Raw genomic sequence first — 17,964 nt, 5'->3', positions numbered from 1 at the left:
CGTCGAGGTTTCATGCCCGTTGACGACGAACAGCCGCCTTTTGTCCGCCGCAGCCGCCGAATTGGTTTCCGCAACACGGTTTGGCTCGGATGCTTCGACAACATTGTGGGCAACAACGGAACGCAGGTCGAAGACTATCTGCTGCTGGTGCCGCACGGCGACCATCTGGACATGCTGACGGGCGTGTCGGTGCTGCCGGTCGTGGATGGCCGCGTTCTTCTCATGCGCGTCTACCGCCTGGGAACCGAGCGCTGGAATTGGGAAATCCCACGCGGATTTGTCGACCCCGGCGAGGCCCCAGACGTGGCCGCCCGCCGTGAGCTGACCGAGGAGACCGGGTTGTCCTGCTCCGACGGCGGGCTTGTCCCGCTTGGCTTCTACACACCGGAAAACTCCACCATCCGAGCCCGGGGAGCCTTGTTCGCGGCCGTGGACTGCCGTCATGTCCAGGAGCGCGACATGAGCGAAATGGGGCTTGGGCAGATTGAGTGGTTTGCTTTGGACGAGGCGTTGGCCCTCGCCGACCGCTCGGGGATCGAGGATGCATCAACGGCGCTCGCCCTGTACCGTTACGCGCGTCACCTGTCGCACGGGTGACGGCCGCTTTGTGCGCTTCTGGCCAACGCAACACTCCCATAATCGCCGTGGGCAAAAACTGCCGCAACCCGGCAAATTTTGCCGCAACCCGGCAAATTTTGCCGGGTTGCGGCAGTTCTCACGGGCAGGAGTGTGGGCCGTATCTGGAAATGCGGAGCAAGCCGCCTTGTCGAGCCAGGACCGATTGAGGAAATTCCTGGCCTTTGCGTCGGGGATTATATACGGCTGTCCTCAAGATCCGGACGGTTATAAACGCTCGGTGCTTGGCATTCCCGGCCTGGTTCGTAAGCGCTCATACCATCCATGGCTTAGCCCTGGATGGCGGGTAGCCGACACGACGTCTCACCCCGGCCACCGCGCCCACCCGCAGCGCCGAAGTCTGTCCACCGATGTGCATGAAGAGAAGCATGGGGGAAGGTATGAACATTCTGATCACGGGCGGTGCCGGCTACATCGGCTCGATCCTGGCGCCGGCGCTGCTGGACGCCGGACACACGGTAACGATCCTCGACAGCTTCATGTTCCGGCAGATTTCGCTCGCTCACCTCTGTGCGAACCCGAACTTCGACATCGTGCGCGGCGACGCCCGGGACGAGAATACGCTGAAGCCGCTGGTCAAGTCCGCCGACTTGGTCATCCCCCTCGCCGCACTGGTCGGCGCACCGATGTGCGACGCCGACCGCATCGCCGCCGCGACCACCAACCGTGACGCCGTCCTCACGCTGCTGCGTCTGCTGTCCAGCAACCAAAAGGTGATCATGCCGGTGACCAACTCCGGCTATGGCATCGGTGAGGCGGGCAAACACTGCACAGAAGAATCGCCGTTGCGCCCGATCTCGCTTTACGGCCGCACCAAGGTCGAAGCCGAAGAGGCCGTTCTGGCGCGCGGCAACAGCATCTCCTTCCGGTTGGCGACCGTGTTCGGCATGGCCCCACGCATGCGCGTCGACCTGCTGGTCAACGACTTCGTCTACCGCGCGGTCTATGATCGCGCTGTCGTTCTGTTCGAGCCCCATTTCAAACGCAATTACATTCACATCCGGGATGTTGCCCGCGCCTTCCTACATGGACTGGCGAATTTCGAAACCATGAAGGATCGGCCCTACAACGTCGGCCTGTCAGATGCCAATCTGTCGAAATGGGAATTGTGCGAGAAGATCCGCGAGCATCTTCCCAAGTTCGTCTTTCTGGAAGCCCCGATCGGCGAAGATCCGGACAAACGCGATTACATCGTTTCCAACGAACGAATTGAAGCGACCGGGTACAGGCCGGCCCACTCCTTGGATGACGGCATTCGGGAGTTGATCAAGGGATACCGCATGCTGCGTAACGGGATTCACAGCAACGTGTGATCCCTCAAACCGCGCTACGGACGAGAGATTGAGGGAGAAACCGGCAATGCAGGCCGACAGGCTTCTGGCGAACATCGACGTCGCGGTTCTCGCAGGCGGGCTGGGCACGCGCATCCGTGGTGTGCTGGGCGACACGCCAAAGGTCCTGGCTCCCATCGCCGGGCGGGCGTTCCTTGGGCATCTGCTCGACCAGTTCGCCGCCTGCGGTGCGCAGCGCGTGGTGCTGTGCCTCGGCTATCTCGCCGACCGAGTAACCATGTGGCTGGAGCGGAAAGAAAGGCATGACGCCCTGGACTTGGTCTGCCGTATCGAGCCACAGCCCCTGGGCACCGCCGGGGCGCTACGCCATGCACGGGACGCCCTGCGATCCGACACTGTGCTGGTGGTGAACGGTGATACCTTCACCGACGTCGACCTGCGCGCCTTCGTCGAGGCGCACCGCCGATCGGAAGCCGAGGCGTCAGTCCTGTGCGTGGAAGTACCGGATGCGTCCCGTTTCGGCCGCGTGGAGATTGGGCCGGATGGCCGGATTCGCCGCTTTGTCGAAAAGGCTCCGGGCAGCGGCACGATCAATGCCGGGATGTATTTGCTGTCCACCACCTTCCTCGACCGGATTCCCGCGACCGGCGCCATCTCGCTCGAGCGCGACGTGCTGGAGGTCGTTCCTTCCGGAACGCTCAACGCGCATGTCATCCAAGCGCGCTTCATCGATATCGGCACTCCGGAAAGCCTTGCGGCTGCGGCCAGCGTGATCATCGGCCACAGCATCACCTAGCCGAAGGCAAACACACCACCCACACGCCCCCAAAACCGGTTCATCCCGTATGTTTGTGACCAGTGGTCCTCCTGTGGCCATTCTGGGACCAATGTCACACCCCAATCGATAGTGGTATGTCAGTTTCGGGACGCGAGGGAGCATTCCGCAACCCTCGGGACGGGCGGACTCCCGCCCGCAAGGCTCCAGGGTCCCGCATGTCCACGTCCCCGCAACGGGCCATCGACATCCCGATCGTCGTGAACGCCTGGGGCGTGTCCGCCGGCCAAGCGCCGCATTTCCGGCTTCTGGTCGATGGCGTGATGATCGGGGAAGCGTGGGTCGCCGCCACCTCCAGCACGCCCTACCGCTTCACCGCCACGCTCGATCCCGATCAGGCCCACCGGATTTCGATCTGGTACGACAACGACGGGGTGGTGAACGGGGTGGACCGCAACCTCTTCGTCGGCTCCATCACCGTCGACGGGCAGGAGGTCACGTCCACCGACCCACGCGTCACCTACGACAAGGGCGCGGTGGACGGAAAGGACGTGGTCGCCGGCCAGGTCGGGCTCTACTGGGGCGGCCTGCTGTCCTTCGGTCTGGGGGAGGAGATGTTCGGCGGTCCGCTGGTCCGCCCCCCGCCCAAGCCGGAGGAAGTGATCACCCGGCCCATCCCCATCACCGTCGAGGCGGCGCGCGGCGCTTCCGCCACCGGGCCGGTGCGCGTCAAGGTCCTGGTGGACGGCACCCTGGCCGGGGAGGCGGAGGTCACGTCCGGCACCGCCGGGCGCTTCACCTTCGGCGTGACCCTCGACCCGTCCGTTGCCCACACGGTGCGGATCCTGCCGGTGGGAGACCTGACGCTCGGCACCGTGACGGTGAACGGCAAGACCATGGCCACCCCCGCGCCGTCCAACGACGGCTCCGTCACTCTGGCGGTCGCCGCCCCGGTCTTCCAGGGCGGCGCGTCGGACGCTGCGGCCCTGCAGGGCGACGCCTTCTACGTGGCGAAGACCGGCAACGACGGCTGGTCCGGGCGTCTGGCCGAACCGAACGCCGAGGGCACCGACGGCCCCTTCGCCAGCCTGGAGCGGGCGCAGGCGGCCATGCGCGCCGGCACCGTCAAGACCACCTACGTCCGCGAGGGCTCCTACAATCCGACGGGCACGCTCGGCCTCGGCGCGTCGGACAGCGGGGTCCGCATCCTCGGCTATCCGGGCGAGCAGGCGGTCCTCAGCGGGGGCGAGCGGGTCACCGGCTTCACCTACGAGGGCAACGGCGTCTGGTCGGCGCCCCTGTCCGCCGCGCCGGGTCTGGACGTCACCGTCGACGGCGTGCGCTACCGGCTGGCCTCCAAGGGGGCCTACGACCCGGAGGACCCGACCACCGGCTGGTTCGTCGCCGACGCGAGCGCCTATGGCGCCAGCAGGAACGCCCTGCGCTACCGGGCGGGCGACGTCACCACCGCCGATCTGGTGCCGGGCAGCCGGGTCCAGGTCTTCGACACCGAACGGCTCCAGGACGCGATCCTGACCGTCGCCGGAATCGACACGGTGACGCGCACCCTGACCTTCACCTCCGACGCGCCCTTCACCATGCGCGACGGCTCCACCTTCAAGCTGCTGGGCAACAGCACCCACGTCGATCAGGTCGGGGAGTTCGCCTACCGCGCCTCGGATGGACGGCTGGTCATCAAGGCGGGGGAGGACTTCACCGGGACCGGGGTGGAGGTTGCCCGGCTCGGCACGCTGCTGCGGCTGAACGGTGCCAACGGGGTGACGATCCAGGGGCTGACCTTCACCAACACGACGACGGACGGCAACGCGCTCGACATCCTCAACGGTGACGTCAACACCATCGCCGGCAACAGCTTCGTGAACGTCGGCACCGGCATCCGTCTGACTCAGGGGTCGGACCGCAATCTGGTCAGCGGCAACTATCTGGACCATCTCGGCATCAACGGCATCGCGCTGACCGGCCAGTCGATCGGCAACACGGTGACCGGCAACCGCATCCAACACATCGGCGAGGTGCGCAAATACGCCGGCGGCATCATGGCGTCGGGGATCAGCGACACGGTGATCTCCCACAACGACATCGACCACAGCTCCCGCTACGGCATCTCGGTCAAGAACTGGGACACCGCGACGATCAGCCTGAACAACGCCATCCTTTACAACCGCGTCCGCAACACGGGATTGGAGACGGCGGATTCCGGCGGAATCGAGCTGCTCGGGCGATCGAACCTGAGCACCGGGACGCGGATTGAAGGCAACCGGGTCGAGCACACCGGCGGCATCGCCACCACCAGCACCGGCCAGTGGCTGCGCGATTACAAAGGCTACGGCATCTATCTGGACGACCTGACCAGCGGCGTGACGGTGATGGACAACTTCCTGCGCGACACCGCCTGGGCCGCCGTCATGATCCATGGCGGGCACGACAACAGCGTCACCAACAACGTCAGTGTGCTCGGCGCCAACGGCGAAAGCTTCATCCGCATCGAATGGGTTCCCCTGGCGGGCGCGGCAGGCATTCCGGCGAACAACACGGTCACCGGCAACCTCGTGTCGGGGACGACGCCGCTCGGCGGCTATGTCACGATCCTGTCGGCCGGGCAGAACGCCATCGACGCCAACTTCCTGCACCAGGTCGGCGCCTACGGGACGACCGACCGGACCGGGGACCCGCTGTTCGCCGACGCCTACAACCACGACTACAGCCTGCTGCCGCTGTCCCCGGCGCTCACCGCCGGCCTCCAGGATCTCGCCTGGACGCTGATGGGCATCGTCTCCGCCGGCGGCACGGTGCCCCCGCAGCAAGGCGGCGGAGGCATCACCCCCTTGCCCCCGTCCGATCCCCAGACCAACCAGCCGCCCGCCCCGGTGCCGGTGCCCGACAACGGAACCCCCGTCACACCGCCGGCCCTCGAGCCTGACGGCGGCGCGCTGCCGACGTCGCCGGCCGCTCCGCCCGCCTCGTCCCCGCTCCCCGACGCCGCCCCGGAGCGGCCCTTCGTTCCCTTCAGCCGGACCGTCGGTGGGGTGCAGCAGGCCGTGCCCGCCTATGCCTACGAGGGGCCGGTGGCAAACCTGCAATGGGCTTTCCTGGGCACCGACGAGGACGAGGTGGTCGGCGGGTCGGACGGCAACGACTTCATCCATCTGATGGGCGGCAACGACGCGGCCTGGGGCGGCGCCGGCGACGACGTGCTGGATGGCGGATCGGGCTCCAACTGGCTGATCGGCGGGCCGGGCCACGACACCTTCTTCGTGGATGGCCGCGGGGGCGAGGTCACCTGGTCCACCATCGTCGACCTGGAGCGCGGCGAGTGGGCGACCCTCTGGGGCTTCGTGCCCGGCCAGTCCCGGCTGACCTGGGAGGAGATGGGCGGCGCCGAGGGCTACAAGGGCGCCACGGTCCGCTGTGACATCGACGGCAACGGCACCATCGACGCCAGCATGACCTTCACCGGAAAGTCGGTGGGCGCGATGACCGTCACCACCGGCATGGCCGGCAACGATTCCTACATCGCCTTCATCACCCTGTAGCCGAATTTTGCAACTGGCCCCCGCAGGCCAAGCCCTGCGGCCGGACCGGACGGCTGAGCCGGGGTTTCATGAGCGATGCATCGGCGTTATCACCACGCCCTTCATAACGCTATGAAAAACAATGATCTTTTCATTTTCCGGGTTGACGCAACCACGGGAATGTCTCACGGTTCGAACAACGCTTAATACAAAAGCCAGTCTCCAGTACGCCGCCTTGCGGGATCGTCAGGGCGGAAATGCACCGGCATGCCTTCGAACCGAAAGGGAACAGCCCCTCATGACCAGCACGACAGCGGAGCTTGAAGCGCTCCTCATGCAGCGGTCGCTGACCGACGCTCAGCTTCTGGCGGCGGCGGAGGCCGCGGCGGACTTCCGCATCCTGCCGAACGCGACAGTGCTCAAGATCGGCGGGCAGAGCGTCATCGACCGCGGCCGCGCCGCCGTCTACCCGCTGGTCGACGAGATCGTCGCCGCCCGCAAGGAGCACAAGCTGCTGATCGGGACCGGCGCCGGCACCCGCGCCCGTCACATCTACTCGATCGCGGCGGGGCTGAACCTGCCGGCCGGCCTGCTCTCGCAACTCGGCGGCTCAGTCGCCGACCAGAACGCCGCGATGCTCGGCCAACTCCTCGCCAAGTACGGCATCTCCGCGGTGGACGGCGCCGGCTTGTCGTCGGTACCGTTATTCCTGGCCGAAGTGAACGCCGTCGTCTTCAGCGGCATGCCGCCCTACAAGCTGTGGATGCGGCCCGCCGCCGAGGGCGTCATTCCGCCCTACCGCACCGACGCCGGCTGCTTCCTGGTGGCCGAACAGTTCGGCTGCAAGGCGATGATCTACGTGAAGGATGAGAACGGGCTCTACACCGGGAACCCGAAGACCTCCAGGAACGCCACCTTCATCCCGAAAATCACGGTGGACGAGATGAAGGCGAAGGGGCTTCAGGACTCGATCCTGGAATTCCCGGTGCTCGACCTGCTGAAGAACGCCCGCCACGTCCGCGAGGTGCAGGTCATCAACGGCCTCGTCCCCGGCAACCTGACCCGCGCGCTCGCCGGCGAGCATGTCGGCACCATCATCACCGCGCGCTGAAGGACCACACGCCATGTCCGATACCCAGCACAAGAAGCCTGCCAACAGCATCAAGCATGTGGCCTCGCCGCTCGCGCGCCAGACCCTTCTCGACGGCAGCCTGACCGCCCCGGTCGCCGGCGTCCGCCCGATCCGCCTGCTGCCCTGGCTGCAGGTCGTGAAGATCGGCGGGCGGTCGATCATGGACCGCGGCCACGAGGCGATCCTGCCGATCGTCGAGGAGATCCGCAGCGTCCTGCCGGAGCACCGGCTGCTGATCCTGACCGGCGCCGGCATCCGCGCCCGCCACCTCTACAGCGTCGGGCTGGACCTCGGCTTGCCGGTCGGCTCACTCGCCCCGCTCGCCGCGACGGAAGCCGGGCAGAACGGCCACATCCTGGCTGCTCTGCTCTCGCCGGACGGCGTGTCCTACGTCGAGCATGGGACCATCGCGAACCAGCTCGCGGTTCATCTCTCCGCCGCCCGCGCGGTGGTGGGCAGCGCCTTCCCGCCCTACCATCACCACGAGTTCCCCGGCTCGCGCATCCCGCAGCACCGGGCCGACACCGGCGCCTTCCTGCTGGCCGACGCCCTGGGCGCCGCCGGGCTGACCATCGTGGAGGATGTGGACGGCATCCACACCACCGACCCGAACGGCCCCGAAGGCGGCACGGCGGAGTTGCTGCGCGAGACCACCGCCGCCGAGCTGGCCAAGCGGGGCGGCACGCTGCCGCTGGACGGCGCTCTGCTGGAGGTGATGGCGAACGCCCGCCACCTGGAGCGCGTGCAGGTCGTCAACGGGCTGGTTCCGGGCCGCCTGACCGCCGCGCTGCGCGGCGAGCATGTCGGCACCATCATCCGCACCGGCATCCGCAACGGTGCCCGGCCGCTCTGATCGATCTGGCAGAAGCGACAAAGGCGTCCGGCGCCGGACGCCTTTGTCGCGTGAACGGGTATCTTCAGAAACTCAGTTGCTCGCCACCGGCTTGCGGACGGCCTTCTGTCCATCGGCCTTCGCCACAGCCTTCACGGCGGACAGCGCCATGTCCTCCGAGGACGCCTGCTGAAGCCGGCCCTGCGGGCTCGCCTTCGACGGGAAGGCCACAGGCAGCAGCATCGCGGCGAAGACGGCGACGGCGATCAGGGTCTTCACGGCTTCCCAGGCGAAGCCGCCGCGGCGCGGGGACTTGGACAGCGAGGGGGCGTCGTCCGCCTCCAAGGCGGTCGCCGAGGCGGCCGGTATCGGCTGGACTGCGGTCATGGACATGGCAGGCACTCGTGTTCGGGTTCGCCGGATTTAGTACCCATATCATCGCAAGGGCCATGCCATGGCCCGCGCCCCGATCCGGCCATTTCCGGGCCTTCGTTTGGAAATTATCTCAAAATCAAACAAATGCCTGGGATTCCGGCCCGCCGCCGCCCCTGGTGCGGGTGTGGCATTTCGCGTTTGCGAAAAGGCGATTCCGGCCCGCGCACCCGGCAAAATCCTCTCCATGGACGGCGGCTTCTGCCCACCCGCCGGGAAAATATTGCCGTACGGAGTGTGGACTTTTCGGCCTCAGGCCATCGCGCGGATCAGCGCGATCTGGCGTTCCAGGCAGCGGGACAGCTCGAACCGCTCCACCGCCGTCTCCCGCGCGGCGCGGGCCAGCGGGGCGAAGGCGCCGGGGTCCTGCAGCACCGCGATAGCCTTGGCGGCGATGTCCTCGGGGGAGAAGAAGTCGGCCAGCAGCCCGTTCTCGCCGTGCCGGATGACCTCCCGCACCGGGGCGGTGTCGGAGCCGATCACCACGCAGCCGAGCGCCATGGATTCCACCATCGACCAGGACAGGACGAAGGGATAGGTCAGGTAGACGTGCGCCCGCGACAGCCGCAGGACCGACAGATACTGGTCGTAGGGAAGGTGTCCCAGGAAATGGACGCGCGCCGGGTCCAGCGGCACCTCGGCCAGCATGGTGTCCCGCCAGTTCCTCCCACCGCCGGGGGGTGCCGAGCCGTAGCTGACTTCGTCGCCGCCGGCGATCAGCACATGGGCCTTGGGCCGCGCCTCCAGGATGCGCGGCAGGGCGCGCATGAAGCTCGGGAAGCCGCGGTAGGGTTCCAGGTTGCGCACGGCGTAGGTCAGCACCTCGTCCTGGCGGGTCAGCACCGTGCCGTCGGCCAAGGTGACGCGGATGTCCGGGTCGGGCAGGAGGTGCGCGGTGTCCACCCCGTCGTGGATGACCTCGATCTTCGGGTGGAACGGCGCCGGGTGGGAGTCGCGCTGCCACTCGGTCGGGGCGATGCCGCGGTCGCACGCCTCCAAGGCCAGAAGCAGCGGCGTGCTGCGCATGCGCAGCCGCAGCACCGTGTCCGCATTGACCGGGACCGACGGATCGAAGCCGACGTCCAGCCCCTGGGCGCGGTAGAAGAACTCGCAGTAGTTCAGGTAGGGGGTGTTGGGGAAGACGTCCTTGACGAACAGCGTTTCGCCCCAGCCCGGATGGCCGACGATGACGTCGGGACGGAATCCTTCCTCGCGCAGCCCCATCAACAGCCGGGCCGCCGCCTGCCCGTGCAGCACCGCGTTTTCGGTGGACACCAGATAGGGGTGCGCGTTCTCACGCGCCTTGCGGCTGGGCTGGTAGGAGAGGCGGCGGACGTTCGGAATCTCGCGGTCGGTGCGCTTGGTGATGAAGACGACGCGGTTCGCCGGATCGGCGGCCAGACGGGCGGCCAAATGCTTGTACTGGCCCGGCATGTTCTGGTGGATGAAGACGATGTTCATGGTATCTCCGCAAGAGAGCCGGCCGGACCGTTTTGGTGAAACCTGACCGTCAGGCGCGCCCGGCGCCAAACTTCTCCCGCAGCTTCGGCCCGACCTTCGGCAGCAGAACCGACAGGATCAGCAGACTGAGGCCGATGACGGTCGGCGCGATCCAGTCCGGTTTGCCGGCCAGGGCGTGATCGCCCGCCGCGCCGAACTGCACGAAGGCGACGGTCATCGGCAACTGCCCGACCAGCGACCCGAAGGCGTAGGCGCCGAGCCGCACCCGCGTCAGGCCGAGTGCGTAGTTCACCCCGCTGTGCGGCAGCACGGGGACCAGCCGCAGCATGGCGACGGCGCGCCAGCCTCCGGTTTCCAACCGGCGCAGGGCATCGCCCCAGCGCGCGCCGTCCAGGGCCGGAACCAGCCCGTCGCAGACATAGCGGGTCAGCAGGAAACCGGTGGAGGCGCCAATCACGCTGCCCGCGGCCGCCAGCACCCCGCCCCACCAGACACCGAAGACCAGCCCAGCGACCATCGCCATGACGGAGCGCGGGAAGAACAGCAGGCTGGCCAGGATGTGCAGAAGCAGGAACAGCACCGGTGCCGCGGGATGGTGGCGCAGGACGTCCTGGAGCGCGTCCATTCCGAAGGCGCCATGCCACGCCCACCAGGCTCCGGCTCCGCCGAGCAGAAGCAGGACGAGCAGCCCCCGCCCCAGGTTGCGGAGGGTGGACAGGGAGGGCGTGCGGCGCTCGGCCATGGCTACGGGCCTTCGGTTTATCGAACTGGGCTTCTATGGTCCGGCTTGCATATCACGGGCGCTACCGCACCGCGAGAGACGATCATGAGCGGCACATCTCCGAAAACCGGAACGGCCATCCTCATCATCGACATTTGCGTTGAAAGCGCGGAACGGAACATACTAAAATGCTCCGAAAGTGCATACCTTCTATTGCGAAAGGCTAGGTTCCTTCCTATGGCCAAGCTCAACTACGTGTTCACCAGCGAGTCCGTGTCCGAAGGCCATCCGGACAAGGTGTGCGACCGCATCTCCGACGCCATCGTCGATCTTTACCTGTCGCACGACCCTTACGCCCGGGTGGCCGTGGAGACTCTGGCGACCACGAACCAGATCGTGCTGGCCGGTGAGGTGCGCGGGCCCGAGAGCATCACCCCCGACATGCTGGTCCAGGTCGCCCGCGCCGCGGTGAAGGACATCGGCTACGAGCAGGACGGCTTCCATTGGGAGAAGATGGACGTCAAGTGCTTCGTCCACTCCCAGTCCGCCGACATCGCGGTCGGCGTCGACGCCGCCGGTGAGAAGGACGAGGGCGCCGGCGACCAGGGCATCATGTTCGGCTACGCCTGCAACGAGACCCCCGCCCTGATGCCGGCGCCGATCTACTACAGCCACGCCATCCTGAAGTCGCTGGCCGAGGCGCGCCACTCCGGCGCCGCCCCGCAGCTTGGCCCCGACGCCAAGAGCCAGGTGACGCTGCAGTACGAGAACGGCAAGCCGGTGCGCGCCACCGCGGTGGTCGTCTCCACCCAGCACGCCGACGGCCTGACCCAGGAGGAGGTGCGCGAGATCGTCCGTCCGCACGTCCTCAACTGCCTGCCGGCGGGCTGGATGTGCGACGAGGCGAACTTCTACGTCAACCCGACCGGGCGCTTCGTGATCGGCGGGCCGGACGGCGACGCCGGGCTGACCGGGCGCAAGATCATCGTGGACACCTACGGCGGTGCCGCCCCGCACGGCGGCGGCGCCTTCTCCGGCAAGGACCCGACCAAGGTCGACCGGTCCGCCGCCTACGCCGCGCGCTATCTGGCCAAGAACGTGGTCGCCGCCGGCCTGGCCGAGCGCTGCACGATCCAGCTCTCCTACGCCATCGGCGTGTCGAAGCCGCTGTCGGTCTATGTCGACACCCACGGCACCGGCACGGTCGACGAGGACCGGCTGTCGCAGGTCCTGCAGACGCTGGTCGACCTGTCCCCGCGCGGCATCCGCACGCATCTGGGCCTGAACCGTCCGGTCTACGCCCGCACCGCCGCCTATGGCCATTTCGGCCGCGAGGCGGAGGCCGACGGCGGCTTCTCCTGGGAGAAGACCGACCTCGTCAACGACCTGCGCACCGCATTCTTCTAAGCGGCAGTAAGGATCGCAAGCCCAGCCGCCCGGCACCCCACCGGGCGGCTGGTTTTGTTTTGGGGAGCACCGAGAGGCCACGCCGTCCCGCGCAACTGGGCGCCGCTTTGCCATCCTTGCATGGCCTGGGCAAAGAAAAAAGGCCGCAGCCAGGGCGGCGCGGCCTTCAAGTCTAGGGAGGAAACGCCCAAAGGGCATCCGGGACTCAATTTATGTTGCAACGCAGCAAAGGTCAAGCCCTTGCTAGCGATCTTCGCTGAAAAGGCGCCGCCCTCTTCCAGCCCTCGCTCCACCCCCTTGGATAGCAGTTACCGGAAAAAGAAAAGGCTGCAGCCGGTGAGGCGCAGCCTAGTTCTGGGAGGGAGGAAACCAAGAGAACTTGGTGAAGCAATCTATGATCTGATTTGATTAACAGTGCGTAAACAGAACATGTATTCCGAAGGCATACTCTTTTTTTGACGACGATTAAAAAAGCCAAGCTTCCGCTTGATTGGGAAAGGGATGGCGTGCTGCACAGCGGCAAGCGAAGCCGCGTTACCGATGCGGGTGGCTGAGCCCCGCCCGGATGTCGTTCTGCCATACCATGCTGACCAGGGCGATCTGGGTGAGCAAAGCGATCTCGCCATTTCTGATCGCGTTCAGCAGTTCCTCCCGCGTCATGAACAGGACCTCCGTCTCCTCCAGGTCATCGGACAGGGGATCGGTGACTTGGCGGCAACTGGTGGCGTGGAACATGTGGGACACCGCCCCGCCCTGGTTGGCGTTCACCGTGTAGCCGCCAAGCGCCGTCCAGTGGTCTGAGGCGAAGCCGGTCTCCTCCAGAAGCTCCCGCCGGGCCGCCTCCAGCGGGTCTTCGCCTGGCGACAGATGGCCGCCGGGAAAGGTCAGGTTCACGCGCCGCGGGCCGTGCCGGTACTGGCGGTAGACGATGGCGCGCCCGTCCTCCGTCTCGGCGAAGATGCAGGCAAAGGACGGCATGTCGAACTGATAGTAGTCCCGGATGACCCGCCCATCAGGCAGTTCCACCGTCTCGACATGGACTTTCAGGAACGGATCGGCATCGAGCAGTTCGCGGCTTTCAAGCACGATCCACGGGCGCAGGCGGCGCATCATCCCTGTGTCTCCTCATAGCCGCGTCCTCGTTCGCGGCCCCTCTGGGTAACGGCTGGTCGCCGCCGAGGCAAGCCACCCGAAAGGGCGACGCCCGGCTCCGACGGCCCATACGGGCATACAAAAACACCGATCAACCCTTAAGGGACTTATCGATCAACAAAGCAAGCCATGCCGGGCGCATAAGGAGACAGTTTCATCATATTTGGATGTGTTATCTGAGCTGTTGCTCTTATTGGTAATCTATGTAGGATGAATGAACAACGATATACGGAATTTTATTGATAAATTTTACCTTTATGATTGCAAAACACTGACGCCTGTCGACCGCAGCTGGAATCCACCCTTCTGAACGCCGCCCATTGAAAGCCGTGGAAGCCCCATGCCGAGCCTGCCCTTCCCAAACCTCCGCCCATCCTCTTCCGTGGCCGCCCCGCCCCATGGCCCGTCCCCAGCGCCGTTCAGCGCCGCCCCAGGCGCGTCCCGGAATGCGGCGGGCGGCGAACGGACGCCACTCCGGATTCCAGGCCAAGCCCCACAGGATCTGGCCGCGGGCCTGTTGATCACGTCCTTCGGCCTGATCGCCCTGTGGATGGGGCGTGACTGGCCAACCGGAACGCTCGCCTATGTGCAGTCCGGCTTCTTCCCGCGGATGATCGGAATGCTGATGGTCCTGGCCGGCGCCGTGGTGACCGGTCGCAGCCTGTTGTCCCACGGCGCCGCCCTGCCGTCCTGGGGCTGGCGCCCGTTGCTCGGGGTGACGGCGGCGGTGCTGGCTTTCGCCGGGACGGTGGAAACCCTCGGGCTGGTGTCGGCGGTGCTGATCCTGGTGGGGCTGGGCAATCTGGCCGGCCAGCCGCTGCGCCTGGTTCCGCTGGCGCTTCTGGGCGGCATTTTGGCGGCGGGCTGCGTCGCGCTGTTCGTCTGGGGGCTGGGCCTGCCCCTGCGGGTGTGGCCCCTGTGGGTGTCGCCCCTGTGGGTGTCGCCATGACGGAGTTGTTCGCCAACCTCCTGCTCGGCCTGTCGGTCTCGCTATCCCCGGACAATCTGCTGCTGTGCTTCGGTGGGGTGCTGATCGGCACGCTGATCGGCGTCCTGCCCGGTCTGGGCCCCACCGCGACAGTGGCGATGCTGCTGCCGCTGACCTTCCACCTGCCGCCGGTCGGCGCGCTGATCATGCTGGCGGGCATTTTCTACGGCTCGCAGTATGGTGGGTCGGCGACGGCCATCCTGGTGAACCTGCCGGGCGAATCCTCGTCGGTCGTCACCTGCCTGGACGGCCACGCCATGGCGCGGCAGGGCCGGGCCGGGGCGGCACTCGCCACGGCGGCGCTCGCTTCGCTGTTCGCCGGGATCGTCACCACCATCCTGATCGCCGTGGCCGGCCCGCCGCTGGCCGGGGTGGCGCTCGCCTTCGGGCCGGCGGAGTACGTGTCGCTGATGCTGCTGGGCCTGATCGGGGCGGTGACCCTGGCCCACGGATCGGTGGTGAAGGCCATCGCGATGATCCTGCTGGGCCTGCTGCTGAGCATGGTCGGCACCGACGTCAACTCCGGCGACACGCGCTTCACCTTCGGCCTGCCGCAGCTTTACGACGGCATCGACTTCGTTCCGCTCGCCATGGGCCTGTTCGGACTGGCCGAGATCATCGCCAGCCTGGAGCAGACCGGCGGCGTCGGGCGGACCACCGCCCCCATCGCCAGCCTGTGGCCGAAACGCGAGGATGTCCGCCAGGCCTGGCCGGCGACGGTGCGCGGCACGGTGATGGGGGCGCTTCTCGGCATCCTGCCCGGCGGCGGCGCCACGCTCGGCTCCTTCGCCGCCTATTCGCTGGAAAAGAAGGTGTCCCGCCACCCGGAGCGCTTCGGCCAGGGCGCCATCGAGGGGGTGGCGGCACCGGAGGCCGCCAACAACGCCGCCTCGCAGGCCTGCTTCATCCCGATGCTCAGCCTGGGCATCCCGCCCAACGCCATCATGGCGCTGATGATCGGCGCGATGACCATCCACGGCATCACGCCGGGGCCGCAGATCATGGCCAAGCAGCCGGAGCTGTTCTGGGGCATGATCGCCAGCATGCTGATCGGCAACGTGATCCTGGTGATCCTGAACCTGCCGATGATCGGTCTGTGGGTGCGGCTGCTGAGGGTGCCCTACGGCTATCTGTTCCCGGCCATCCTGGTCTTCTGCTGCATCGGCACCTACACGCTGAACAACAGCGCCTTCAACGTGCTGCTGATGGCCCTGTTCGGCGTCCTGGGCTACGTCCTGCGCAAGCTGGAGTGCGAGCCGGCGCCGCTGATGCTGGGCTTCGTGCTGGGTCCCCTGCTGGAGGAGAATCTGGGGCGCGCCCTGCTGCTGTCGGGCGGCGACCCCACCGTCTTCGCCACCCGCCCGATCAGCGGCGGCCTGCTGGCCGTCACCGCCCTTCTGCTGCTCCTGATGGTGATGCCGGCGGTGCGCCGCCGTCGCGACGAGGCTTTCAAGGACGAATGAGTCCCAAACGCTTTCCTCTCCCCGCCGGCCCTCTCCTCCGAAGGCCGGCGGTCTTCCCGCCGCGAAAGGTGCCTGTGCAATGACCGTCGTCAAAGAGTTTCCCCGTCCCGCCCCCGATCTGGTCGCCGCCTTCCGCGGCCAGTCCCCGGCCACGCTGCACGAAGCGATGGGCAAGAAGGGCGCGATGTCTTTTCCGATCAAGCCGCTCTATCCGGGCATGACGCTGTTCGGCACCGCGGTGACGGTGTCCGGCGGCCCGACCGACAACCTGATGATCCACGCCGCCATGGCGCTGACCCGTCCGGGCGACGTGCTGGTGGTCGACTTCAAGGGCATGACCGAAGCCGGCCCCTGGGGCGACGTGCTGACCGAGGCGGCGCTCCAGCGCGGGCTGGCCGGGCTGGTGATCGACGGCTGCGTGCGCGACGCCGCGGCCATCCGTAAGATGGGCTTCCCGGTCTTCTGCCGGGGAACCAGCATGAAGGGCACCACCAAGACCCAGCCCACCGGCGACGTGAACACCCCCATCGTCTGCGGCGGCGTGATGGTCATGCCGGGCGACATCCTGGTCGGCGACGACGACGGGGTGGTCGTGGTGCCCCAGGGCGAAGCCGCCGCCGCGCTCGTCAAGGCGGCGGAGCGCGAACGAATGGAGGGGGGGCTGCGCGAACAGCTCCGCGCCGGGCGGACGACGGTCGAGGCGCTGACGCTGGAGCCCTGTCTGGCGGCCGGCGGCATCGCCCTGTGACGCGAGGTGCCGCGGAAAAGCGGGCGGGGCCGAATCCCGCCCGCCGTTGCCCGGCGTGGCATCGCCCGGAGGCGTGACATCGCCTGGAGTGGTATTGCCGGCTTGTGGTATTACCGGTACCCGGCAAAAGAACGGCGCCGGGCAAAAAAAAATGCCGCGCCCGGACACAAGGTCGGCGCGGCAGCCTAATGCTCTTAGAGCATCATGATGTTATTAGTTTCCTCCCCAGACCTCAAGGCCTTTGTTTTGTGAGAGGAAATTTCCACAGTCGACACTGGGAAGTCAACAGCATTGAGCGGGTTATAACTTTAAGCCTAACATCTCCTTCGGATGCGCCAGGGAAGACAGAGGAAGGCGTCCGAAGAGAAAAATTTTGGCGGACGCCAAACAGGGGGCTTGCGTTCCGCCGAGCCGGTGCGGTATCTCCCTGCCTCCTTCGTTGGAGCGGCGCGGGCGTAGCTCAGGGGTAGAGCACAACCTTGCCAAGGTTGGGGTCGAGGGTTCGAATCCCTTCGCCCGCTCCAATATCGCGATGATCGATTTCTTTCGACGCTTCGCTCGCATGCATGGCCTCAATAGGCCGCATAGTATTTCTCCTCGACGAGAGCGCAGCCGCCACTCGTAATCGTCCCAGCCGCGTGAATAGTCCCCACCGAGCAGCCGGGACAGCGCGCGGTTCCAATGGGCGCCCGTGAAGTCCGGGCGGATCGCCAAGGCCCGGCCGTAGACCGTCACCGCCTCGTCCAGCCGCCCCAGATCGTGCAGGCTGTTGCCAAGGTTGTTCAGCGTCTCCGCACAGTCCGGGCGGAGAAGGATGGCGTTCCGCTGCGCCAGGATGGACGGCGCAAGGCGGTCCAGTTCCCGCAGGAGGGTGCCGAGCGTCGACAGGGCCTCGGCATGGTCCGGCCGGACCGCCAGGACCCGGCGGTAGATCCGCCCGGCTTCCTCCAGCCGCCCCTGCGCGTTTAGGCCGGCGCCGAGGTTGCACAGCGCCTCCGGGAATCCGGGCCGGAAGACCAGGGCCTGCCGGTAGGCCGCCTCGTCTTCCGCCCGCTCCAGCGCCATCAGCGCAAGGCCGAGGTGATAGCTGCAGTCCGCGCCCGGGCGGACGGCGGCCAACGCGCGGAACAGGGATTCCGCCTCTCCGGCGCGCCCAGTGTCCAGGCACAGAACGCCGAGGCCGAGCAAGGCGTCGACGTTGCGGGGGTCGTTCCGGAGAAGGGCGCGGTGGAACGCCTCCGCATCGTGGACGGCGCCCGCGGGCGGGAAGGCGGGCGCTGCGGGCCGATTCGCCGCTGCGGAGGGATCGTTGGCCGGCATGCACGCCAGAGTGCAAAGGAACGGTGCAGGCGCAACAGTTTTTGCGAAGCCCCGGCCGGCCGAGAGGGCCGC

At 66.9% G+C, this 17,964-nt stretch carries 14 protein-coding genes, 1 tRNA gene and 1 pseudogene; 11 read left to right on the top strand and 5 right to left on the bottom strand.

The window, feature by feature from the left end; translation table 11 throughout:
- The first annotated feature begins 12 nt into the window (after window positions 1-12).
- From DS837_RS28810 to DS837_RS28785, 6 genes are all read left to right on the top strand, one after another.
- Window positions 13-597, top strand: a complete 585-nt coding sequence (locus DS837_RS28810) for an NUDIX hydrolase (RefSeq protein ID WP_149167879.1) — start codon at window positions 13-15, stop codon at window positions 595-597.
- A 419-nt stretch (window positions 598-1,016) separates the two neighbouring features.
- Window positions 1,017-1,949 (top strand): NAD-dependent epimerase/dehydratase family protein, encoded by a 933-nt coding sequence (locus DS837_RS28805; RefSeq protein ID WP_149167878.1) that lies wholly within the window; start codon window positions 1,017-1,019, stop codon window positions 1,947-1,949.
- Between the two features lie 46 nt (window positions 1,950-1,995).
- Complete coding sequence (locus DS837_RS28800; protein ID WP_149167877.1) at window positions 1,996-2,724, top strand: nucleotidyltransferase family protein; 729 nt, start codon at window positions 1,996-1,998, stop codon at window positions 2,722-2,724.
- Window positions 2,725-2,921: 197 nt separating this feature from the next.
- Window positions 2,922-6,257: a carbohydrate-binding domain-containing protein gene (locus tag DS837_RS28795; protein WP_149167876.1), complete on the top strand. Its 3,336-nt coding sequence runs from the start codon at window positions 2,922-2,924 to the stop codon at window positions 6,255-6,257.
- Between the two features lie 277 nt (window positions 6,258-6,534).
- Complete coding sequence (locus tag DS837_RS28790; RefSeq protein ID WP_149167875.1) at window positions 6,535-7,347, top strand: amino acid kinase family protein; 813 nt, start codon at window positions 6,535-6,537, stop codon at window positions 7,345-7,347.
- 13 nt (window positions 7,348-7,360) lie between these two features.
- Window positions 7,361-8,221 carry an amino acid kinase family protein gene (locus DS837_RS28785; RefSeq protein WP_149167874.1) on the top strand — a complete coding sequence of 287 codons (861 nt, stop codon included), beginning with the start codon at window positions 7,361-7,363 and terminating at the stop codon, window positions 8,219-8,221.
- A 72-nt stretch (window positions 8,222-8,293) separates the two neighbouring features.
- Here DS837_RS28785 and DS837_RS28780 read toward each other — a convergent pair whose 3' ends face one another.
- The 3 genes from DS837_RS28780 to DS837_RS28770 form a co-directional block, all read right to left on the bottom strand.
- Complete coding sequence (locus DS837_RS28780; protein ID WP_149167873.1) at window positions 8,294-8,593, bottom strand: hypothetical protein; 300 nt, start codon at window positions 8,591-8,593, stop codon at window positions 8,294-8,296.
- Between the two features lie 291 nt (window positions 8,594-8,884).
- Window positions 8,885-10,093 (bottom strand): glycosyltransferase family 4 protein, encoded by a 1,209-nt coding sequence (locus DS837_RS28775; protein ID WP_149167872.1) that lies wholly within the window; start codon window positions 10,091-10,093, stop codon window positions 8,885-8,887.
- 49 nt (window positions 10,094-10,142) lie between these two features.
- Complete coding sequence (locus DS837_RS28770) at window positions 10,143-10,835, bottom strand: TVP38/TMEM64 family protein (protein WP_149167871.1); 693 nt, start codon at window positions 10,833-10,835, stop codon at window positions 10,143-10,145.
- Window positions 10,836-11,051: 216 nt separating this feature from the next.
- Here DS837_RS28770 and metK point away from each other — a divergent pair, with 216 nt between their 5' ends.
- Window positions 11,052-12,221, top strand: coding sequence for a methionine adenosyltransferase (metK, locus tag DS837_RS28765; RefSeq protein WP_149167870.1), 1,170 nt, complete (start codon window positions 11,052-11,054; stop codon window positions 12,219-12,221).
- A gap of 534 nt (window positions 12,222-12,755) precedes the next feature.
- Here metK and DS837_RS28760 read toward each other — a convergent pair.
- On the bottom strand, window positions 12,756-13,334 hold the full coding sequence (locus DS837_RS28760) for an NUDIX hydrolase (protein ID WP_149167869.1): 579 nt from the start codon (window positions 13,332-13,334) through the stop codon (window positions 12,756-12,758).
- A gap of 556 nt (window positions 13,335-13,890) precedes the next feature.
- Here DS837_RS28760 and DS837_RS28755 point away from each other — a divergent pair.
- The 4 genes from DS837_RS28755 to DS837_RS28740 all read left to right on the top strand — a co-directional run bounded on the left by DS837_RS28755 (window position 13,891) and on the right by DS837_RS28740 (window position 17,096).
- Window positions 13,891-14,322 carry a tripartite tricarboxylate transporter TctB family protein gene (locus DS837_RS28755; RefSeq protein ID WP_247890183.1) on the top strand — a complete coding sequence of 144 codons (432 nt, stop codon included), beginning with the start codon at window positions 13,891-13,893 and terminating at the stop codon, window positions 14,320-14,322.
- Window positions 14,319-15,824 carry a tripartite tricarboxylate transporter permease gene (locus tag DS837_RS28750; protein ID WP_149167867.1) on the top strand — a complete coding sequence of 502 codons (1,506 nt, stop codon included), beginning with the start codon at window positions 14,319-14,321 and terminating at the stop codon, window positions 15,822-15,824. The genes DS837_RS28755 and DS837_RS28750 overlap by 4 nt, the downstream gene beginning before the upstream one ends.
- Before the next feature lie 79 nt (window positions 15,825-15,903).
- Entirely contained in the window at window positions 15,904-16,572 is a 669-nt protein-coding gene (locus DS837_RS28745; protein ID WP_149167866.1) for a 4-carboxy-4-hydroxy-2-oxoadipate aldolase/oxaloacetate decarboxylase, read from the top strand.
- A gap of 449 nt (window positions 16,573-17,021) precedes the next feature.
- Window positions 17,022-17,096 (top strand) — tRNA-Gly (locus DS837_RS28740).
- Between the two features lie 127 nt (window positions 17,097-17,223).
- Here the strand turns inward: DS837_RS28740 and DS837_RS33375 are convergent.
- Window positions 17,224-17,892: pseudogene (locus tag DS837_RS33375) on the bottom strand (tetratricopeptide repeat protein); the annotation flags it as partial.
- Between the last annotated feature and the right edge of the window lie 72 nt (window positions 17,893-17,964).

Source organism: Azospirillum brasilense (assembly GCF_008365405.1).
Lineage (GTDB): Bacteria > Pseudomonadota > Alphaproteobacteria > Azospirillales > Azospirillaceae > Azospirillum > Azospirillum brasilense_D.
The sequence above is the reverse complement of the archived record's forward strand: the minus strand, read 5'-3'. Positions and strand labels throughout refer to the sequence as shown.